This window comes from Skermanella rosea, assembly GCF_016806835.2.
Classification (GTDB): Bacteria; Pseudomonadota; Alphaproteobacteria; order Azospirillales; family Azospirillaceae; genus Skermanella; species Skermanella rosea.
The window spans coordinates 412191-431987 of the sequence record NZ_CP086113.1; the positions used below are offsets into that span (position 1 = coordinate 412191).

The window sequence follows — 19797 nt, forward strand, 5'->3', positions numbered from 1 at the left end:
TATCACATGACCAGGGCGCCGGCGAGGTCATGTCCTACTCCGTGGCGGCCGGCATCCGTTTCTCGGCGGAAATGGGCATGTCCGGGTGATTGCTCCGTCTCAAGGAGCGGCGGGCCACGCCCCGCCGCTACAGGGCGGCCAGGATCCGGACCCAGGACCGGATTCCCTTGCGGAAGCTCTTCAGGTCGTACTTCTCGTTTGGGCTGTGGATCCGATCGTCGCTGAGGCCGAAACCCACCATCACCACGTCGATCCCGAGCTTGTCCTTGATCAGCGTCGTCACCGGGATCGAGCCGCCCCCGCCCACGAAGGCGGCGTCGCGGCCCCATTCATTTGTCAAGGCGCCCTGCGCCTTCTGGAATGCCGGCGTGCCCGTGTCGAAGGCCACGGCGGTCCCGGACCCGTGCTCCATGAACTCCACCCTGCAATCGGCCGGGACCCGCGCCTTGACGAAATCCCGGAAGGCCGCGCGCACCTTGTGCGGGTCCTGGTCGAACACCAGCCGGAACGAGATCTTGGCCGAGGCCTGCGCCGGGATCACCGTCTTGAAACCGGCGCCCTGATAGCCGCCGCCCATGCCGTTGACTTCGCAGGTCGGCCGCGACCAGACCATTTCGAGAGCCGAGCGTCCCTTTTCCCCCGCCGGCACCGACAGCCCGACCTCGCCCAGGAAGGCTTCCGTGGAAAAATCGAGCCTGGCCCAGCTCTCCTTCAGCGCCTTGGGCAGCTCCGGCACGCCCTCATAGAAGCCGGGGATGGTGACGCGCCCGTCGGCGTCGCGCAGGTCGGCGATGATGCGGGCCAGGATGTGGTTGGGATTCGCGGCGGCCGAGCCGTAAAATCCCGAATGCAGGTCGCGGTCGGCGGCGTGGATGGTGATCTCCTCGCCGCAGAGTCCGCGCAGGCTGGTCGTGATCGCCGGCGTATCCGGGTCCCACATGTTGGTGTCGCAGATCAGCGCCAGATCGGCGCGCAATTCCTCCTTGTTGGCGTCCAGGAACGGCGGCAGGTTCACCCCGCCCGATTCCTCCTCGCCCTCCAGCAGGATCGTGATCGGGATCGGCAGCTTGCCCGTCACCGCCTTCCAGGCGCGGCAGGCCTCGACGAAGGTCATCAGCTGTCCCTTGTCGTCCGCTGCCCCGCGCGCGACGATCATCCGGGAGCCGTCCGCCCGCGTCTCGATCGAGGGCGCGAAGGGATCGCGATCCCACAGTTCCAGCGGATCGACCGGCTGCACGTCGTAGTGACCGTAGAACAGGACCGAGGTCCCCGGCGCCGAGCGATCATGCGCGACGACCATCGGATGGCCGGCCGTGTCCCGCACGCTCGCGTCGAAGCCGATCGAGGCGAGATCGGCCGCGTGCCATTCGGCGCAGGCCCGCGTCTCGGCGGCATAGGCCGGATCGGTCGAGATCGACTTCAGCCGCAGCGTGGCGAACAGGCGGTCCAGCGCCGCGTCGAGATCGGCGTCGGCACGGGCGAGGACTGCATCGAGTTCGGACATTTCCAGGTTTCCTCCCTTGGTTTTCTTGATCTTCCGCAGAGATTCACGCGGAGTCTTCGCCCGGGCCGCGGGCTCAGAACGGCCAGATGATCGGCACCACGAAGATCACGAGGATGAAGCACCAGATCAGCATCGGCAGGCCGAGCTTCCAGTAATCGCCGAACCTGTAGGCGCCCGGCTCCATCACCATCAGGTTCGTCGCCGTCGCCACCGGCGTGAGGAAGGCTCCGGCGCAGGCGACGCACACGCACATCAGCACCGGCTGCGTGGAGATGCCCATCTGCTGGGCCGCGACCACCGAGATCGGAATGATGATGAGGGCGGTGGCGGTATTGGAGATCACCTGCCCAAGGACCGCCGAGAACACGAAGAGGCCGGTCAGCAGCGCATAGGGACCGGCATCCCCGACGATCCCCACGAGAGTTTCGGCGAGCAGGCGCGCGGCACCGGTCTGCTCCATCGCGGTCGAGAGCGGCATCATCGCGCCGACCAGGATCACCGTCGTCCAATTGATCGAGCGATACACCTGCTCCACGCTCAGCACCCCCGAGATCAGGACGATGCCGGCGGCCAGCAGCCCTGCCACGGCGGGCGGCACGAGCCCGGTGGCCAGCAGGAACACCATGAGCGCCAGCGCCGCGAGCACCGTCCCCGCCCCGCGTCCCATCGGCACGGCCTGGCGGCGCATCAGGTCGGGCGAGTTCACCACCAGCACTTCGGCCTGGTCGAGCCGTGTGTCGAGCGCCTTCCAGGTGCCTTGCAGAAGCATCGTGTCGCCGGCCGCCAGGGCGTCGCCCGGCGTCAGGTCGACACCCTGCCGCTGAAGCGCCAGCACGATCAGGTCGCCGCTTTCTGTGACCATTCCGGGAAAGAAGCGCTCCCCGATCAGCGGTGACCGCGGTGGGATCAGCACTTCCGCAAGCCCGGAGTCGCGGTTGAAGAGCTGGTCGGCGATCTCCCCCTCGGGTACGTCTTCTCGGAACGCGAGGTTGAATTCCCGGGCCACCTCCGCCGCCTGGTCGGCCGGCCCGCGCAGGACCAGCAGGTCGCCCTCGCCGATGGTGTCGCGCCGGATCAGATGACCCCGTGCGTCCTTGAACGTCACGAAGGTCAGATCGCCCCGTCTGGCGAGGCCTATCGCCTCGCGCGTCTTTCCGATCAGGGGAGATCCCGCACGCACGTGCAGCTGGTACAGGTCGCCCGACAGGCGATACTGCTCGAACAGGGTGGTCGCGTGCCGGCTGAGGTCGGGCGGCAGGGACCTGCTGGTGCGGCTCGGCAGCAGGCGTTCGCCGAACAGCACCACGATGCCGATGCACCCCAGCACGATCGGCGCGCCGATCAGCGCGAACTCGAAATAGCCGAACCCGCCGCCGCCCGCATCGGCCGAGGCTTCGACCACGAGCACGTTGACCGGGCTGCCGGTCAGCATCAGCAGGGAGCCCCCATGGGCCCCGAAGACCAGAGGCATCAACAGTTGGGACGGCGACCGGCCCAGCCGGATGGCCATGACGACGACGACCGGCAGAAGCGCCGCCACCGCGCCGTTCACGCTGATCAGGGCGCTCAGGATCCCGACGAAGCCCATCATCAGCACGATCAGCCGTATCCGGCTGTCGCCGGCCTGCCTGATCAGGAGCTGCCCGGCCCAGGCCGTCACGCCGGCTACTTCCAGGCCGGCGCTGACGACGAAGAGCGCCGCGATGAAGATGACGGCCGGGTCGCCGAAGCCTGCCAGGCTCTGGTTCAACGTCAGTATGCCCGTCGCCCAGAGCGACAGCGCGGCGCCGACGCAGACACCGATGACCGGCAGACGGTCCCATATGAACAGCACAATGATCGCAGCGATGATGCCGAAAACGATCCAGATCTCGCTCACGGATCCAACCTTCAAGTCTTTTGCGGATGCCGATAATGCCGGTGCGGGCGCGCCAGTCGCCGGGCTGAAGCGTTACCAGATCGTTATTTAGCATAGAAGAAAAATTAAGAAAAGCATCAGTATTGGTTGCAACTGCATACATTTTCGCCCGGACCCTGAGCATGACTATGTATGAGAGACAAAAGATCTTCAGCCCCTGCTTCGCAGATGCACAAGCCCTTGTGAAACTGTTTCAGTGGTTCCGATTATTCTTGAGGATAGTATAACTATTTTCCCGGTATTTGGTCTTTTGGTATTAATACGACGCCGGAGTATCCTTGCAGTCGTTGTTCTGACTATATCCCTTCAAACCTTGTCTGAAGGGAGGGGCGATGGCGGGCCAGATTGGATACCCGACGCCGAGCCGGACGCAGACGGTGGCCAGGAAACCGGGTGCTCTGGACAGGTTTCTCACGACGATCGAGCGCGTTGGAAACAAGGTGCCGCACCCGGGCATCATCTTCTTCATCCTGATCGGCATCGTCATAGTCCTGTCGGCGATATTCGGCCTTCTGGGAACCTCGATCACCTACGAGGTGGCCGACCCGGTTTCGGGCGAGATCGAGACGCGCACGACGGCCGTGCGGAGCCTGCTGTCGGCAGAGGGCCTGCGCTTCATGATCACGTCCCCCGTGGCCAATTTCCTGGGCTTCGGATCGGTCGGCGTGATCATCATCGCCATGGTCGGCGTGGGCGTCGCCGAGGAGTCCGGGCTGATCGCGACGCTGGTGCGCAAGATCGTCCTCATCGCACCCCGCTCGATCTTCACCTTCATCGTCGTGATGCTCGGGGTCGTTTCCTCGATCGCGGCGGACGCGGGCTACCTGGTGCTCGTTCCGCTGGGCGCCGCGGCGTTCCACAGCCTCGGACGGCATCCCCTGGCGGGACTCGCGGCGGCCTTTTCCGGGGTGGCGGCGGTATTCCTCGTCAACGTCTTCGTTACGCCCACCGACGCGCTGCTGGCCGAAATGACCAACGACGCGATACGCCTCGTCGATCCGGCGCGCCAGGTCACCCTCGTCGGCAACCTCTATTTCATGATCGTCTCAAGCCTTCTGATGGCGGTTCTCTGCACGCTCATCACCGAGAAGATCGTCGAACCGCATCTGGGACCCTACACGGGCGGCGTGCCGGTGGAGGCCGCCGAAGGATTGACCCCGGAGCAGTCGCGGGGCCTGCGCAACGCCGGCATAGCGCTCTTGGTGTTCGTGGCGGTGATGGCGCTCCTGACCGCGCCGTCGAACTCGGTGCTGCGAAACCCGCAGACCGGGGCGATCCTGTCGGGCTCGCCGTTCATGGACGGCCTGATCATCCAGATCAGCGCGCTTTTCTTCGCGGTCGGCTTCGCCTACGGCAAGGGAGCCGGCACGATCAACAACCTGACCCAGGCGATCGGCATGATCGTGAAGACCTTCGCGGGGCTCGCGGGGCTGATCTTTCTCCTCCTGGTGATCGCGCAGTTCATCGCCTTCTTCAACTTCACCAACATGGCGATCGTGCTGGCCGCCAACCTCGCCGACATCCTGCAGGACGCTCCGATCAACGGGGTCGGCTACATCATCATTTTCGTGCTGATCATCTTCCTGATCGACGTCCTGATCACCGGGGCCGTCGCGAAGTGGGCGATCTTCGCTCCCGTGTTCATTCCGCTCTTCATGCGACTGGGGGGGGACCCGAACCTTGTCCTGGCGGCCTATCGGGTCGGGGATTCGCCGATGAACGTCATAACCCCGCTGAACGTGTATCTCGGGGTCATGGTCGGCTTCGCCGCGAAGTACCAGAAGGACGCGGGCATCGGCACCATCGTCTCCCTGATGCTGCCATACACCGGGATCCTCGTGGTCGCCTGGACCCTGCTCCTGATCGCCTGGTACGTGCTCGGCATCCCCCTCGGGCCGGCCTGACGAAGGAAAACGTCCGTCTCAACATAGGGAGAAAACTACAGATGTCCGATCTGATCTGCGTCGCCTTCAAGGACAAGGAAACGGCCGACAAAGCCCTCGACGAACTGCGGGAGATGCAGCGGGAATACCTCATCGACCTTGAGGATGCCTGCGTCGCGGTGCGGGAACTGGACGGCAAGGTGCGCCTGAAGCAGGCGGTGAACCTCGTGTCGCTGGGAAGCGCCAAATCGGGGCTTTCCGGCATGCTCTGGGGCTCGCTGGTCGGCCTGCTGTTTCTCAACCCTCTCGCCGGCATGGCGCTGGGAGGCGTCATCGGCGCCGGGACGGGCGCGCTGGCCGGCAGCGTGACCGATTACGGCATCCCGGACGATTACATCCGGAAGATCGCCCAGACCATCGAGCCGGGGACCTCCGCGCTGTTCGTGCTGGTGCGCAGGGTCAATCCCGACAAGGTGCTGCCCGAACTCAGCAAGTACCAGGGCACGGTGCTGCGCACGTCGCTGACGACCGAGCAGGAGAACCGTCTCAAGGAGGCCTTGAACTGCGCCACTGCGCAGGCGACGGCATGAACGGAAACCCGCGGTCGGGCTTCGCCCGACGCGGGTCATTCAGATCGACCAGCGCCTGTCGCCGACGAAGGCGATCGTCAGCCAGCGCTCGCGTTCCGATCCGCCGATCGCCGCCCCGATCTCCTCGCGAATCTCGTCGAGGCGCCGGATGCTGTCGATCCGGAACGATTGCGGCACGATCAGGTGGATCTCGATGAAACGGGAGCGGCCGACCTTGGCGACATAGGTCTCGTAGCCCTCGAAGCCGTATTTCTCCACCGTCGCCTCCGCGACGGCCCTGACGCTGCTGTCCAGGTTGCCCGGCGCGGCGAGGAGGATTTCCGAGATCGCCTGCCTCACCGTCCTCACCGGCACCGGAAGGATGATCAGCGCCAGCAGGGCGAGGATGGCCGGATCGACATAAGGCGCAAGGGCCTCGAAGCGCGTTCCCCGCAACATGGCCGCGGCGATGAAGGCCACCAGCAGGGCCAGGGTGATCGTCCCCGACATCAGCCAGCCCTTGACGTCGAGGGCGACGAACTCCGACCTGATCGCCCGGTTCGCCCGGCGGCCGGCGAAGAACATCGCGAAACACGCGGCCGCGACGACGGCGGCGTAGACGATCGCCCAATCGAAGGAGAGGTCGCGCCCGCCGGCCAGCAGCAGGCCGACCGCGTTCACGAAGGCGTAGAAGGCGAGGAGGATCAGCAGGGCGCCGTTGAGCGCCAGCGCCATCGGTTCGAGATGCCAGAAGCCCAGCTGGAAGCGCTCGCTCTTGTCGCGGGCGATAAGCCGCGTCACCATCAGCGCCAGCGCCGTCATGGAGGCGTCGACGGCCGAGAACATGCCGTCGAAGATGATGGAGAGCGATCCGGACAGGATGCCGAAAAGGACCCCGGCCGCTCCGATGAGGACGGTGACGAGGATCGAGCGGCGTAGGACTTTCTGTTCGGCGTCGGCTGCGGGCATCATTGAACTCCAACTGACTGGTCAGACTGCCTTGCTCCCTGGCGGTTCCCGGCAGTCCCTCAGTATTCCCATTCGTACAGCACGCCGATACTGGCGCCCGAGTTGGTCCCGACATCGGTGCGGAGCCTCAGGTTCCTGGTCAGGGTGATCTCGACCACGGCCCGGCTGCCCGCCTCGCCGACGCGCTGCTCGGCGCCGACATAGACGTCGCGCGAGACGTAGCGGCCGGCAGCGACGCCGGTACCCGACAGGCCTTCGCCCGGCTTGCCGCTCAGCAGCTCGAGCCGGTCGATGCCCAGCGTGCCGCGCACCCTGTCGATGACGCCGGGAGCGCCACCGATGCCGGTGAGACGGCTGATGGAGTGCGCGATCTGGACAGCCTCGATCGCGCTGAGATTGCTGAACGGCTTGTTGAACAGGACGCGCGAGAGGATCTCGTCCTGCGGCAGTTCGGGCGAGGAGGTCAGCGTGATCCTGGGGGCGGACGCGCGTCCCGTGACCACCACCTGCGCCGTGATGTCGGCGGTCCTGGCCTGGGCACTGATGTCCAGCATCGGATCGGCGCTGCCGTCGCCGGTGAAATCGATGTTGGCCCGGGTGAACTCGAACCATGTGGTCAGCAGGTCGAGCGTGCCGCTGACCAGCCTCAGCCCGCCGTCCGGGACCGGCTTCGCCGTCGTGCCGCCGACCGTCGCATCGGACGACAGTTCGATCGCCAATCCGCGGCCGCGCACGAAAATCCGGTTCTCCGCCTTCACGGCCATGTCGAGCCGGAGCCGGAACGGCGACGCCACGGGCCGCTCCGCCGGGGCTGTGCCGCCGGGCCGGTTGATCTCCTCCACCTGGATCTCGACCACGGCGGACGGCATCCGCTCCGGTATCCGGATGTCGGCATGCCGGATCGTGACCGGTCCCTGGAGCAGCGGGGCGTCGAGCGGTCCGGTCAGGGTCAGCACCGTGTCGATCCTCGCCGTGACGAGGTCGGTCTGGACGAGCTGCGCGTCGCTGGCCCGGATGCGCAGGTCGAAGGCCCGTGGGTCGTCCGGATCGACGTTCACCGAGCCGGAGGCCTCGACGGTGCCGCCGCCCGGCGCGCGTCCGTCGAACCGGTCGATGGTCAGGCGACTGCCGTCGCCGCGCAGCCGCAGGGTGATCCCGCTGATCACCGCGCCCGCCGCCCGGTTCTCGTAGCGGCCGCCGGCGATTCTGGCGTCGCCGCCCAGCCGCGGTTCGCCGAGGGAGCCGGCAAGGTAGAGATTGACGTCGAGCCGTCCCTGCGCTTGGTCGCCGGTGTCGGCGAGCAGGTCGTTCAGGATCGCGAGCTCGACATGGCCGCGCAGCGCCCCGCTGACGGGGACGTTCCGCGGCAGGTCCACCGTCAGCGGTTCCCGGCGCAGCACCAGCGGCAAGTCCGCCTGGAACCGCATGTCGACGCCGTCGCGCCGGCGGGTCGCGGCCTTGCCGTCCAGTGCCAGCCGGCCGTTCCGCCACCGGCCGGTGGCGCCGATGTCGATGCCGGTCAATCCCGCGGCCTCGCCGCCCCTCAGGCTCACGTCGGCGGCCCGCAGGTCCAGGTCGGCGCGCGGATCGGCGAGGGTGCCGCCGAAGACGGCCTTGCCGTCCAGACGGCCGGAGAATTCATGATCGGGCGCCACCAGGGAGGCCAGCGCCAGCGGGATCCGGGTCAGGGTGGCGGTGCCGTCCAGAGCGTTGCGGACCAGTCCGCCGTCCAGGGCGACGCGGGCCTCGCGGCTGGCGAGGCGCAGGTTGCGGACCTCGAAGATGTCGGGGCCGATGGCCGCGGTGGCCGGACCGGCCAGCCGGAACGGCTCACCGGCATAGGCGCCGTCCAGCTTGTCGACTCCGAGCCGCCGGAGAGTTCCTTCCCGGGTCAAGCCGCCCGCGAGCCTCAGCCGCACAGGCTGCGCCGGAGCGCCGGCGACGGCAACGCCCGTTCCGTCCAGCCTGCCGTCGAACCGAATCCCGCCCGGCGCGGCGCTGACGTCGGCGTTCAGGTCGAGCCGGCTGGCCGCCAGCACGGGACCCTCCGGACCGGCGACCGACAGGTTCCTTGCCCCGAGGGCGGCGGTCGCGGCCTGCCGGCCCCGAGCATCGTCAAGCCTGACTTCCAGCCGGCCGCTGCCGCCCAGCGTTCGGCCGGCCAGGGCGGAGAAGACGCCGAGATCGCCGATGTCGCCGGCCAGCCGGCCCGTCGCGGTCATGCGGTCGAGCGCCACCCCGATGGCGCCGGTGATCCGGTCGCGCCCGGCGCCCAGCGATATGCCGGTCAGGCCAAGGCGTTGTCCTTCGAGGGCGAAGGCGGTCCTGGCATCGAACGGCTGCCGGCCCACGACGGCGCTGGCGTCCAGGGTGCCGCGCGATGTTCCCGGCGCCAGGGTCGCCCGCACGGAGAGATCGGCGCGCGGCACGGCGCGGCCTGACAGGACCAGATCGCGGCCGGCCAGATCGGCCCGGACTTCCAGCGCGTCGAGCGGCCCGGTCGCGGTGCCGTCCACCACGGACGATCCGGCCACCGCCGTCTCCAGCGGTTCGGCGAGGACGTCGAGGCGGGGCAGGCTGGCGCGCCACCCGGCGTCCAGGGCACCGTCGCGGAGGGCCGCCGACGCCGTGAGCGCCGCATGCCGGCCGTCGATCCTCAGGCTGGACAGGTCGATCGAGCCGTCGGTCCCCACGGTCACGAGGCCGGCCAGATCCACCTCGCGGCCGACCAGGGCGTCGACCGCGGGATGGATCCGGCCGGTGCGCAGGCCGGTGGCGGTGCCGGTCACGTCCGCCCGCACCAGGACCGCGTGATCGCCGCCGGTCAGGTCGGCGGCGAGCACGGCCGCTCCCTCGAGCGGCACCCCGGCGATGCCCGCGAGGTGCTTCAGGTCGGGCATGTCGAGCGTGACCCGGGCGCCGACCGCCTGCCAGTCGCGGACCAGGGCGGTGGCGCTCAGGGTCCCGATCGCGGCGCCGGCCCGAAGGCCGTCGACGCGGATCTCTCCGGTGCCGGGAAGGATCACGGCGCTGCCGGAGATCCTCACCTCCGGGCCGGCCAACCGGGCGATACGCGGGTCCGCGGCGGCGATACCCTCTATGGCGAGATCGGCGGCGACGGTCGGTGCATCGACCGGTCCGGCGGCTTTCCCCGAGAGCCGGACGTGCTCCCAGCCGACCTCGGGAGCGAGGATGCGCAGGGACGAACCGGCATCGGCTTCCAGTGCGTAGTCGAAGTCGAGTTCCGGGGGATCGAACCGGTAGGTGCCGGAAAGCTCCAGCGTTCCGGCCGCCAGCGTCACGCGGGCGCCGGTGAGCGCGATCCTGCGGTCCGGCTCGAGGGCGGCTTCCGCCTGAAAGGCGACGCCGTCACCGATCAGCGCGGCGATCCGCCGGTCGAGCAGCCGGTCGGGCGGTCGGGCCAGGGCGGCGTCACCGCTGATCGTCAAGCCGTAGCCCGCAGCGCCGTCCGCACCCGGAACGCCGCGGATGGCGGCATCGGCGCCGACGCGCGCCATGTCGCCGGCGCTGCCGTCCAGCCGGCCCCGCCAGCCGGACAGGGGACCGGAGCCGCGCAGGACGACAGTGACCGGCGGCAGGCCGGGGATGCCGGCGGCCCGCGCGATCACGCCGCCCTCCGGCTCCTCCACCGTCAGGTCGAGGTCGAGCCGTTCGGCGCCCGGCGCGTGGTCCAGCGCCAGCTTGCCGGAGCCCGGCCTGTCCAGGCGGCCGATCGTGAGGTTCGCCGCGACCCCGGCGCCGCGGCGCTCCAACCGGGCGCTGCCGTCGATCCTCAGGCTGGCCGGCTCGCCGCCGAGCAGGGCGGCGCCCAGGTCGAGCTGCCTCACCGTCAGCTTCTGAAGATCGAGGCCGACCGGCAGGTCGGGAAGCCGGGGCAGGCTGAAGGGTTCGTCGCCGGGTGGGGGCTCCGGCTGGCCGGCGGGCAGACGCTCCAGCGCCATGCGGTTGACGTCGAGGCCGCTGATCCGGACCTCGCGGCGGAACAGGGCGCTCGGCGCCCAGTCCAGCATCGCCCGATCGACGCTGAGCCAGGTTCCCTGGCCGTCGGCGATGGCGAGGTCATGGATGGCGACGTCGAGGCTCCAGCCGATTCCGACGCGGCCGATCGTGACGGTGCGGTCCGGGCCGCTCAGCAGGTGCTGGACTTGGCCGGCGATCCAGCCGGAACCGTTCTCCCCGGATCGCTCCTGGAGGATGACGGCGCCTGCCGCGCCCGCGAGCAGCAATGCCGCAGTCCACCGGCGAACCCGACTTCCCATGGAACTTCGCCTTCTTGCAATGCTTCCGCGCCGGCACTCATTCGGGAGGCGGAGCATCGCGGTTCACCTGGAAGTCCCGCTTGGCCGTCCAGGCATAGCGGATCAACTCGTATTCGAAGGGCGATCCTGTCGAATGATAGCGGAAAGGAACCCGATAACGGGTATCGATCTGCTGGATGCCGTAGGGAGCGTAGTCGTAGGCGGCGGCGTCCAGGATCGAGTCCGGGATGGCGAAAGCGAGCGTCGCCCAGTCCACCGCGGTCCCGACCGCGTCGCGCAGGTTGGACGGGCCGAGGGCGGGCAGCACCAGGTAGGGACCGGTGTCCACGCCCCAGATGCCCAGGGTCTGGCCGAAATCGGCGTCCTGCCGCGGGACGCCCAGTTCGGTGGCGACGTCGAACAGGCCGAACAGCCCGACGGTCGAATTGATCATGAACCGGCCCAGCGTCGGGGTCGCCTTGTCGGGGCTTGCCTGAAGCACCGAGTTGGTGAAGGTGTTGATTTCGCCCAGGTTCTGGAAGAACGACGACACCCTGCGGCGCAGGAAGGGGGGGACGACGAATTTGTAGGCGTCCACCACCGGAATCAGGACGTACCGGTCGAGCTGGGCGTTGAACTTGTAGATGCGGCGGTTGGCGCCCTCCAGCGGATCATGAACGAGCAGGACGTCGCGGGCCCGGTCCGGATCGGCCGAAACCGCGGCCAGGTCCCTTCGGGGAGGCTCGTACCGCCCGGTCCCGCCCGGACCGGCGCATCCGCCGGCCGCGAGCAGGAGGACCAGGGCCAGATGCGCGGCGGGGCGCCGGGGCATGCGGCGCCTCATCGGGAAAAGAAGTCGGCCAAGAACGCGGCGACGGCGCGGTGCTGGAGGTTTCCCATGTGGCCGCCGTTGGGGAAGATCCGGGCGCGCGGGCCGAACACCCGGACGAGTTCGTCCAGGTCGCCCGGTGCCAGGATAACGTCGTCCCGGTTCGTCATCAGCCAGATCCTCTGCTCGCGCGACAGCCACTCCCCGATGGCGGAGAGGCTTGTCCCGTCGAGCAGATCCTGCCGCGTGCGTCCCGGCTCCCGGTCCAGGTAGGTGTCGGCCAGCATGTCGTCGAAATAGTCGAGCAGGCTCGTGCGAAGCGCCACGGCCAGGTATTCCGACAGGGGCGTCGTGGACAGGAACGGGCGGTCCCGGGGGAAGATGTACCCGGCCCCGGTCATCACGTCCGAAGTGAAGACAAGGTTCGCCGCAGACAGCCGGAAGGCCAGGCCGATCGCCGTGGCGAGCTGGTCGTCGGAGGGGCGGAGCCTCCGGTAAGCCTCGATCTTGAGATCCGGATCCTGGAAGTCGAGGGCGTCGGCGCCCGGATATGCCGCCAGCCGGGCGATCGCCCGGTTCAGGAAAGCGTCCAGCCCATAGATCCCGTCGGGCAGCCCGCGCACCAGCATGGCATCGATCTCCTTCACGGATCGGTAGACGCTGAGGGGCGGATTGATCAGGAGGATCCGATCGAACCCGAAGCCCGCCTGACCCAAGTCCAGCTTCTTATCATCCAGCTTCGCGACATAAGCGGCATGCCACCCGCCCAGGCTGTAGCCGGTCAGGTGGTATCGGGAAATCTCGACGGACTCCCGCAGCCGGCCGTCGATCAGGCGCATGAGCGCGTGCAAGTCGGCGGCGTCCGATTCCGGATACCCCGGCAGCCGCGACGCGCTGGCGTTGACGATGAAGTTCGCGTGCGTCGGCGACGGAAGAAGGACGACATGCATTCCGGCCGCATGCAGCACCTGCCCGAGCATCAGCATGTGGCGGGACTGGTCGTCGGCGCCGGTACCCGCGATCACGAAGACCAGCGGCGCCGCGTGGTCCTGAAGGAGGGTCGAATAGCGGAGGCGGTCAGTGTGCCAGAACCCTTCGGGCACCTCCCTGGCTTCGAAGACCTTGAGGTTCCGGCGGACGACCCTGGCGTCCGCCGGGAGTTGGACTTGGAACTCCGCCGGCGTGCCCAGCACCGTCGCGGTCCAGGGGTTGTCGAAGGGATAATCATAAGGCAGGTCGGGGCCCCGATCGGCCTCGCCCGGCGGCGAAGGCCGGGCGCAACCGGCCGCGAGAAGCAGGCAGAGCGCCGCGCACAGGATGCGGGATCGCGAGGTCACCGCCGGACGACGATTTCGGCGTTGGCGAGGCGCTGGAACAGACGCCGGCGGCGATCCGGCGGAAGCCACTCGTACAGGAACATCTCGAGCGGCTTCCAGATCGAGACCCATCCCAGGATGACGAAGCTTTCCTGCACGATCCGCGTGATCGGGCGGGCGGGAAGGTTCTCCGTCACATGCCAGGCGAGCAGGAGGCAGGTGGCGAGCGTCGCGAATCCGATCAGCCCGGCGCGGCGCCCGGCCCTGAACAGCTCCCTGATCCGCTTGGACTCGACGTTCGCGCTGGCGGCGAAATGGCCGGTCATGGCGGCGGCGATGTCGGACGCCGAACGCGCGGGGTCCCCGGGCGCTTGGGCGGCCGGCAGGTGGATGACGACGCGGAGCCGCTGGTTCGCCGGCAGCTCCTTCGCCTTCAGGAGGAGATACTCGTCCGCTTCCGCCGTCAGGGTGCCCTCGCGGAACGGCGACGGATCAACGTCGGTGAACAGCTGCGAAAGCCTGCCCAGCCTGATGTCGATGTCCCCGCCCGTCCGCTCCTCCGGCAGCACAACCGCTTTGTTCATGTCGATCCCTCCAGCTTCTTCTCCCGGCCGCCGAACCACGTCACGTACAGGGTCGGCAGGAAGACGAGCGTCAGCAGCGAGGCGACGAGCAGGCCGCCCATGATCGCGAAGGCCATCGCCCCCCAGAACACCGTGAACGCGATCGGGATGAGACCGAGCACGGTGGAGGCCGCCGTCAGCATGATCGGGCGGAACCGGGAACTGCTCGCCTCGATCACGGCGTCCGTCACGTTCCTTCCCGCCTTCCGCTCCGCCTCGATCTGCTCGATCAGGATCACCGCGTTCTTCGCGATCATGCCGACCAGGGCCAGGACGCCCAGGATCGCGACGAACCCGAGCGGCTGACCGAAGGCCAGCAGCGCCAGGACGACGCCGATCAGCCCGAGCGGCACCACGCTCAGCACGAGGATCAGGCGCTGGAAACTCCTGAGCTGGACCATCAGCACGGTCAGCACGAGGAACAGCATCAGCGGCACGACGGCGAAGACCGACGCGCGGCTCTCGGCGCTTTCCTCCGCGATGCCGCCGATCTCGATGCGGTGACCCTTCGGCAGGGTCGAGGACAGGTCCGCGATCTTCGGCGCCAACTCGTCGATCACGGCTTCCGGCATGATGCCGCCCGCCACGTCGGCCTGCACCGTCAGCGTCGGCATCCTGTTGCGTCGCCAGACCAGCGGATGGTCCTGTCCGTACTCGAACGTCGCGAACTGCTTCAGCGGGACGGTGCGCCCGTTCGGCAGCGACACCTCGAGGGTGCGCAGCGTCTCCACGGAAAGGGTCTGGCCGCGGGTCTCCCGCGCCAGGACGTTGACCAGATGGATCCCGTCGCGCACCTGGGTGACCGTCGCCCCGGAAATCGCGGTGTTCAGCACGGTGGCCGTTGCCGCCGAGCTCAGGCCCAGGCGCCGCGCCTCGTCCTGGTCGATCCGGATGCGCAACTCGCGGGAGGTCTCCATCCAGTCGAAGTTGATCCGCCGCGTCTCCGGTGCGGTCGCCATGACCTGCGCCAGCCGGAGCGCGATCTCGCGCACCTCGACCGGATCGGGGCCGCTGACGCGATACTGGAGCGGCCAGCCCACGGGCGGCCCGAGCTCCAGCGGATAGACGCGTCCGACCACGTCGGGGAACTCCTCGGCCAGAAGCTGCTCCAGCCGGGGCTGCAGCCGCTCGCGCGCCTCGATGCTCTTGGTCACGATCACGGACTGGCCGACGAAGGGGTTGGCCAGCTGGACGTTCAGCGGCAGGTAGAAGCGGATGGCGCCGCGCCCGACATAGCTGCTCCAGCTCTCGATGTCGGGATCCTCGCCCAGGCGCGCGTCGAACCGTTCCACGGCGCTCTGAGTGGCATGGATCGACGCGTTCTGCGGCAGCCGGAGATCGACCAGAAGCTCGACGCGGTCCGACGGCGGGAAGAACTGCCGGGGAACCAGGCCCAGCAGCAGGATCGAGAGGACGAAGAATCCCAGCGTGACCCCGATGGTCAGCCAGCGCGCTCCTATCGCCGCAGCCAGCACGCGGCGATAGGCCCGCAGCACGAAGTTCGGTTCCGTGTTCAGGGTCGCCTTGGGCGGGCGCAGCAGCATCGTGCCCAGGAGGGGCGCGAAGATCATCGCGACGAACCAGGATGCGATCAGCGCGATGCCGACGACGGCGAAGATCGAGAAGGTGTACTCCCCGGCCGAGCTCTGCGCGAAGCCGATCGGCACGAAGCCCGCGATCGTCACCAGCGTGCCGGCCAGCATGGCGAAGGCCAGGGTCTTGTAGGCGTACACCGCCGCCACCTCCATCCGGTCGCCGGCCGCCAGCCGCCGGGTCATCGCGTCGATGGTCGTCAGGGCATCGTCCACCAGCAATGCCAGCGCTATGATCAGCGCGCCCAGCGAGACGCGCTGGAGGTCGATGTCGACCAGGTCCATCACCGGAAAGACGATGGCCAGCGTCAGCGGTATGGCGATCGCGACGACGGTCCCGGCGCGCACGCCCAGCGCTATGAAGCTGACCGCCAGCACGATGAGGATCGCCTGCCACAGGGAGGTGGTGAAGTCCGAGACCGCCTCGTCCACGGTGCTCGCCTGGTCGGCCACCAGCTCGGCCTCGATGCCGATCGGCAGGTCGGCGACGATGCTCTCCATCTCGGCCGCGATGTTGCGGCCCAGCGCCAGGATGTCGCCGCCCTCGCGCATCGCGATCGCAAGGCCGAGCGCCGGCTCGCCGTTCACCCGGAAGACGGGCTGCGGCGGGTCGGCGTAGGCGCGGCGCACGTCGGCCAGATCGCGCAGGCGCAGCATGCGGCCCGCCGCCACGAAGTTGACGTCCAGGATGTCCCGCTCCGTTTCGAAAGCGCCCGACACCTGGAGGGACAGCGCCTCCTCGCCGGTGCGCAGCACGCCGGCCGGACGCACCATGTTCTGCGCCTGGAGCGCCGCGATCAGCGCGGCCGGTTCGACCCCGAGCCCGGCCAGCGTCGCCGCCGAGAAATCGACGAAGATGCGCTCGTCCTGCTCGCCCAGGATCTCGATCTTGGAGACGTCCGGCACGAGCAGCAGGCGGGAGCGGACGTCCTCGACATGGTCGCGCAGTTCGCGGTGGGTGAAGCCTTCGGCGGTGAAGCCGTAGATGATGCCGAACGTGTCGCCGAAATCGTCGTTGAAGCCCGGCCCGACGACGCCCTGGGGCAGGGTGTGGCGCATGTCGGCGACCCTCTTGCGCACCTCGTACCAGGTGTCGGCTACCACTGGCCCGTGGGCGCTTCCCACGAGATCCACGAAGATCACGGTCGTCCCGGCGACGGTGTAGCTGCGCAGCCTGTCGAGGTTGGAAACCTCCTGCAGCGTCCGTTCGAGCCGTTCCGTCACCTGTTGAAGCGTGTCGTCCAGCGTAGCGCCCGGCCATTGGGCCTGCACCACCATGGTGCGGATGGTGAAGACCGGGTCCTCCGCCCGGCCGAGCTTCAGGAACGACAGGGTCCCGGCCACGATGATGCCGATCATGAAGAAGACGACCAGGGAGGGATTCCTGATCGACCATTCCGATAGATTGAAGCCGTTCACGGTGATGCACCCAGGATGCGGACCTGCTGTCCCGGCCGCAGCGCCTGCACGCCCGCCGTGACCACGACGTCATAAGGTTCCAGCCCTTGCGCGACGACGACCCGCGCGAGGTCGAAGCGGTCGACGTCGATATTGCGGAGCGCCACGGTGCCGCTCGCCGGATCGACGATCCAGACGGCGGGCTGGCGGTTGGACTGCGTCAGGGCGGAGGCGGGAATCTCGATCGCGCCGGCCCCGCCCAACTGCATCGACCCGACGACGGTGGAGCCGAGCCGCATCGCCTCGGGCGGGTCGTGCAGGCCGATCCGGATCTGGAAGGTGCGGGTCACGGGATCGGCCTGCGGCGCCACCTCGCGCACCCGGCCGGTGGTGCTCACCGTCGGGTCCGAGGTCAGCGCCACCGAAATGACGGGGTCGGCGGGCGCATTCTGGATCACTCGCGCCGGCACGTCGAAGACGGCGTCGCGCCCGCCCTGGCGCGCCAGTTGCACGATCATGCGGCCGGCCGCCACGACCTCGCCCGGTTCGGCGCCGCGGGCGGTGACGGATCCGGCGCTGTCCGCCACCAGTTCGGTATATTCCAGCTGGTCCTCGGCGATGTTGAGCTGCGCCTGGGCCGCATCGAGCTGCGCCTCGGCGGACTTCCTCGCTTCCAGCGCCTGGTCGTAGCGCGCGCGGGTGGTCCAGCCCTGGCCCAGCAGGGTCTCCTGCCGGTCGTAATCGTTGCGCACCCTGGTCAACTGGCCCATGGCGGCCGTCAGGTTCGCGCGGGCCGTCTGGAGGGCGTTGCGCGCCGGTTCGGGATCGAGCCGGGCGATGACCTGGCCGGCCTCCACGCGGTCGCCCACGTTCACCGGGCGCTCGATCATCCGCCCGCCGACGCGGAACGACAGGCTGACCTCCTCCTGCGCCTGGATCTGCCCCGTCAGGGTCACCGTCTCGCCCGCCTCGCGCTTCTCGACCGTCACCACCCGCACGGGACGGATCGGCTCGGCCTCGCTTTCCTCGTCACCCCCGCACGCCGCCAGCAGCGTCAGCGACGCGACCACGAGCATCAGGGACGCCAGCGAGGGTCGGGATTTCCGCTCGGAAGCACGGTTCCAGTTTTGTCTTCGGTCCACGGTCGCCCCCATTGTGCCGGTTCACGATGACCTCCACAATGTTGCCAATCGCCTCGAGCCGACATCGCCGGGTCAAAAGGCCGGTCATTGGCATCAGGCGGTGACAGAGACGGCACGCGGAAGACGACGTGAACGTTGTCACCGTCGACCTCGACCCGCCGAACCATTGCGCGAATGATCTCGCGCGTGCCATTCCAGTCGAGTTCATCCAGGGCCCCGTGGACCCGGTCGGCAAAATCCTCGACGCGACCGATCACCAGCGCCAGGCTGCGCTCCATCTCGGCATCGGCCACCAGCCGCTCCCGCTCGCCCTCCAGTTGGGCGAGGCGCTCCCTCATGCCGCCGACCCGCGGCTCGAACTCGTCCCGCTCAATTCTCAGCTCGGCGTAGCTGTCGATCAGCCGTCCGATACCCCGGCGCACGGCCGCGATCTGGCGCTCGAGCGCCGCCACCGCCTCCCCGGCGTGCGAACTTCCCCGGCTCACGGCGAGACGGCGTTCGTACTCGGCGGCAAGCCGCCGGGGATCTTCAAGAACCGCCCGGATCTCGTCCCAGACCGCCCGTTCCAGCCGGTCGCTGCGGACCGATCGGTTGTCGCACACGGCCGTCCCGGCGAAGCGGTGGGCGTCGGTTCCGGGGCAGCGGTAATAGCCGTAGTCGGCCGGGCGCTGGTTCCCGACCAGACCGCGTGCCATCTTACCGTAGAAGCCGTACCCGCAGCGCCGGCACACCACCAGGCCCTGCAGCAGCCAGCCGGGCCGGCGGCGGCGTTCACGCCGGTGGCGGCGGTTGGTCTCGAGCTGAGCCTGCGCCGCGTCGAACACCGCCGCATCGACCAGGGCGGGGACTGGGATCTCGATCCATTCCTCGCGCGGCACAGGCACCCGGGAGATCGCCTTCGAGGGATGGGGATGACCCTTACGGGGGCGCAGGGGCGGCTGTGCCTCGACATGGCGCGAGCGACCAAAGACGGCGCGTCCGACGTAGGCGGTATTGCGCAGCATCAGCGCGACCGTGGTCGGGTCCCAGCGCGCCAGCCCGGTCCGTGTCGGCAGGCCCGCCTCCTGCAGCCGGCGACAGGCCTCGCGGAGGCTCAGGCGATCAAGGCCGATCCAGGCGAACAGGAGCCGGACCCAGCGTGCCTCCTCCTCGACCGCCTCAACGCGCGCCACCCCGCCGCCCTCGTCCCTGGTGACGTAACGGTAGCCGAACGGGACGCGACCGATGGCGCTGATCAGTCCTGAGCGGGCGGCGTGGCGCCGCCCGCGCCGGCTCCGCTCCAGGATCTTGGCGCGCTCGTACTCGGCGACCATCCCCTGGACCTGGAGCAGGAGGTCGTCCTCGGGGCTGGCACCGATCGGTCGGTTGACGAACACCACCTCGGCACCGGCCCTTCGGAACTCCTCGATCAGCAGGACCTGGTAGGCGTAGCGGCGCGCCAGGCGGTCGGGAGCGAGGACGTAGATGCGGTCGACCAGCCCGCCCGCCGCCCGGTCGCGCAGCCGCTCCAGAGCCGGGCGCCGCAGGGTGGTGCCGCTGAACCCCTCGTCGACAAAGACATCCTCGGCCTCGAGCGCGACGCCGTCGGCGCCGATCCGGTCGCGCAGCGCGGCCACTTGGCTGTCCACGGTGTTGCCGCGCGCCTGCTGATCAGTCGAAACCCGTGCGTAAAGGGCGATCTGAAGGTTAGGCATCCTCAGCCCTCCGACTTGCCGGCTTGGTTGCCGCGCCGTCCTTCCGGGGCTCGGCCGTCCCCAAACGCCGGCGCGTGATCGGCACAGCGCTCTCGTAGGCA

Annotated in this window: 12 protein-coding genes; 2 read left to right on the plus strand and 10 right to left on the minus strand. The window is 68.7% G+C overall.

Features of this window, described 5'->3' with window-relative positions; genetic code table 11:
* Positions 1–127 precede the first annotated feature (127 nt).
* Both JL101_RS33195 and JL101_RS33200 read right to left on the minus strand, forming a co-directional pair.
* On the minus strand, positions 128–1504 hold the full coding sequence (locus JL101_RS33195) for a M20/M25/M40 family metallo-hydrolase (protein WP_203100763.1): 1377 nt from the start codon (positions 1502–1504) through the stop codon (positions 128–130).
* A gap of 73 nt (positions 1505–1577) precedes the next feature.
* The gene (locus JL101_RS33200) at positions 1578–3383 is read right to left on the minus strand and encodes an SLC13 family permease (protein ID WP_203100765.1); all 1806 of its coding nucleotides are present in this window, start codon (positions 3381–3383) and stop codon (positions 1578–1580) included.
* Between the two features lie 371 nt (positions 3384–3754).
* Between JL101_RS33200 and JL101_RS33205 the strand changes: the two genes are divergently transcribed.
* Positions 3755–5326, plus strand: a complete 1572-nt coding sequence (locus tag JL101_RS33205; protein WP_203100767.1) for an AbgT family transporter — start codon at positions 3755–3757, stop codon at positions 5324–5326.
* A gap of 41 nt (positions 5327–5367) precedes the next feature.
* The gene (locus JL101_RS33210) at positions 5368–5895 is read left to right on the plus strand and encodes a DUF1269 domain-containing protein (RefSeq protein WP_203100769.1); all 528 of its coding nucleotides are present in this window, start codon (positions 5368–5370) and stop codon (positions 5893–5895) included.
* A gap of 39 nt (positions 5896–5934) precedes the next feature.
* Here the strand turns inward: JL101_RS33210 and JL101_RS33215 are convergent, their stop codons facing one another.
* Genes JL101_RS33215 through JL101_RS33250 form a run of 8 tightly spaced genes read right to left on the minus strand, consistent with a single transcriptional unit; the run spans position 5935 to position 19696 of the window.
* The gene (locus tag JL101_RS33215) at positions 5935–6846 is read right to left on the minus strand and encodes a cation diffusion facilitator family transporter (RefSeq protein ID WP_323374755.1); all 912 of its coding nucleotides are present in this window, start codon (positions 6844–6846) and stop codon (positions 5935–5937) included.
* Positions 6847–6902: 56 nt separating this feature from the next.
* Complete coding sequence (locus JL101_RS33220; RefSeq protein ID WP_203100771.1) at positions 6903–11123, minus strand: translocation/assembly module TamB domain-containing protein; 4221 nt, start codon at positions 11121–11123, stop codon at positions 6903–6905.
* A 37-nt stretch (positions 11124–11160) separates the two neighbouring features.
* On the minus strand, positions 11161–11934 hold the full coding sequence (locus tag JL101_RS33225; RefSeq protein WP_203100773.1) for an MlaA family lipoprotein: 774 nt from the start codon (positions 11932–11934) through the stop codon (positions 11161–11163).
* A gap of 8 nt (positions 11935–11942) precedes the next feature.
* Positions 11943–13268, minus strand: a complete 1326-nt coding sequence (locus JL101_RS33230) for an alpha/beta fold hydrolase family protein (RefSeq protein WP_203100775.1) — start codon at positions 13266–13268, stop codon at positions 11943–11945.
* Positions 13265–13831, minus strand: coding sequence for a hypothetical protein (locus JL101_RS33235; RefSeq protein WP_203100777.1), 567 nt, complete (start codon positions 13829–13831; stop codon positions 13265–13267). The genes JL101_RS33230 and JL101_RS33235 overlap by 4 nt, the downstream gene beginning before the upstream one ends.
* Positions 13828–16881 (minus strand): efflux RND transporter permease subunit, encoded by a 3054-nt coding sequence (locus JL101_RS33240; RefSeq protein WP_203100779.1) that lies wholly within the window; start codon positions 16879–16881, stop codon positions 13828–13830. The genes JL101_RS33235 and JL101_RS33240 overlap by 4 nt, the downstream gene beginning before the upstream one ends.
* Complete coding sequence (locus tag JL101_RS33245) at positions 16878–17936, minus strand: efflux RND transporter periplasmic adaptor subunit (RefSeq protein WP_203100781.1); 1059 nt, start codon at positions 17934–17936, stop codon at positions 16878–16880. Before JL101_RS33245 ends, JL101_RS33240 begins: the two co-directional genes overlap by 4 nt.
* Positions 17936–19696 carry a recombinase family protein gene (locus JL101_RS33250; RefSeq protein WP_203100783.1) on the minus strand — a complete coding sequence of 587 codons (1761 nt, stop codon included), beginning with the start codon at positions 19694–19696 and terminating at the stop codon, positions 17936–17938. The genes JL101_RS33245 and JL101_RS33250 overlap by 1 nt, the downstream gene beginning before the upstream one ends.
* Positions 19697–19797: the final 101 nt, after the last annotated feature.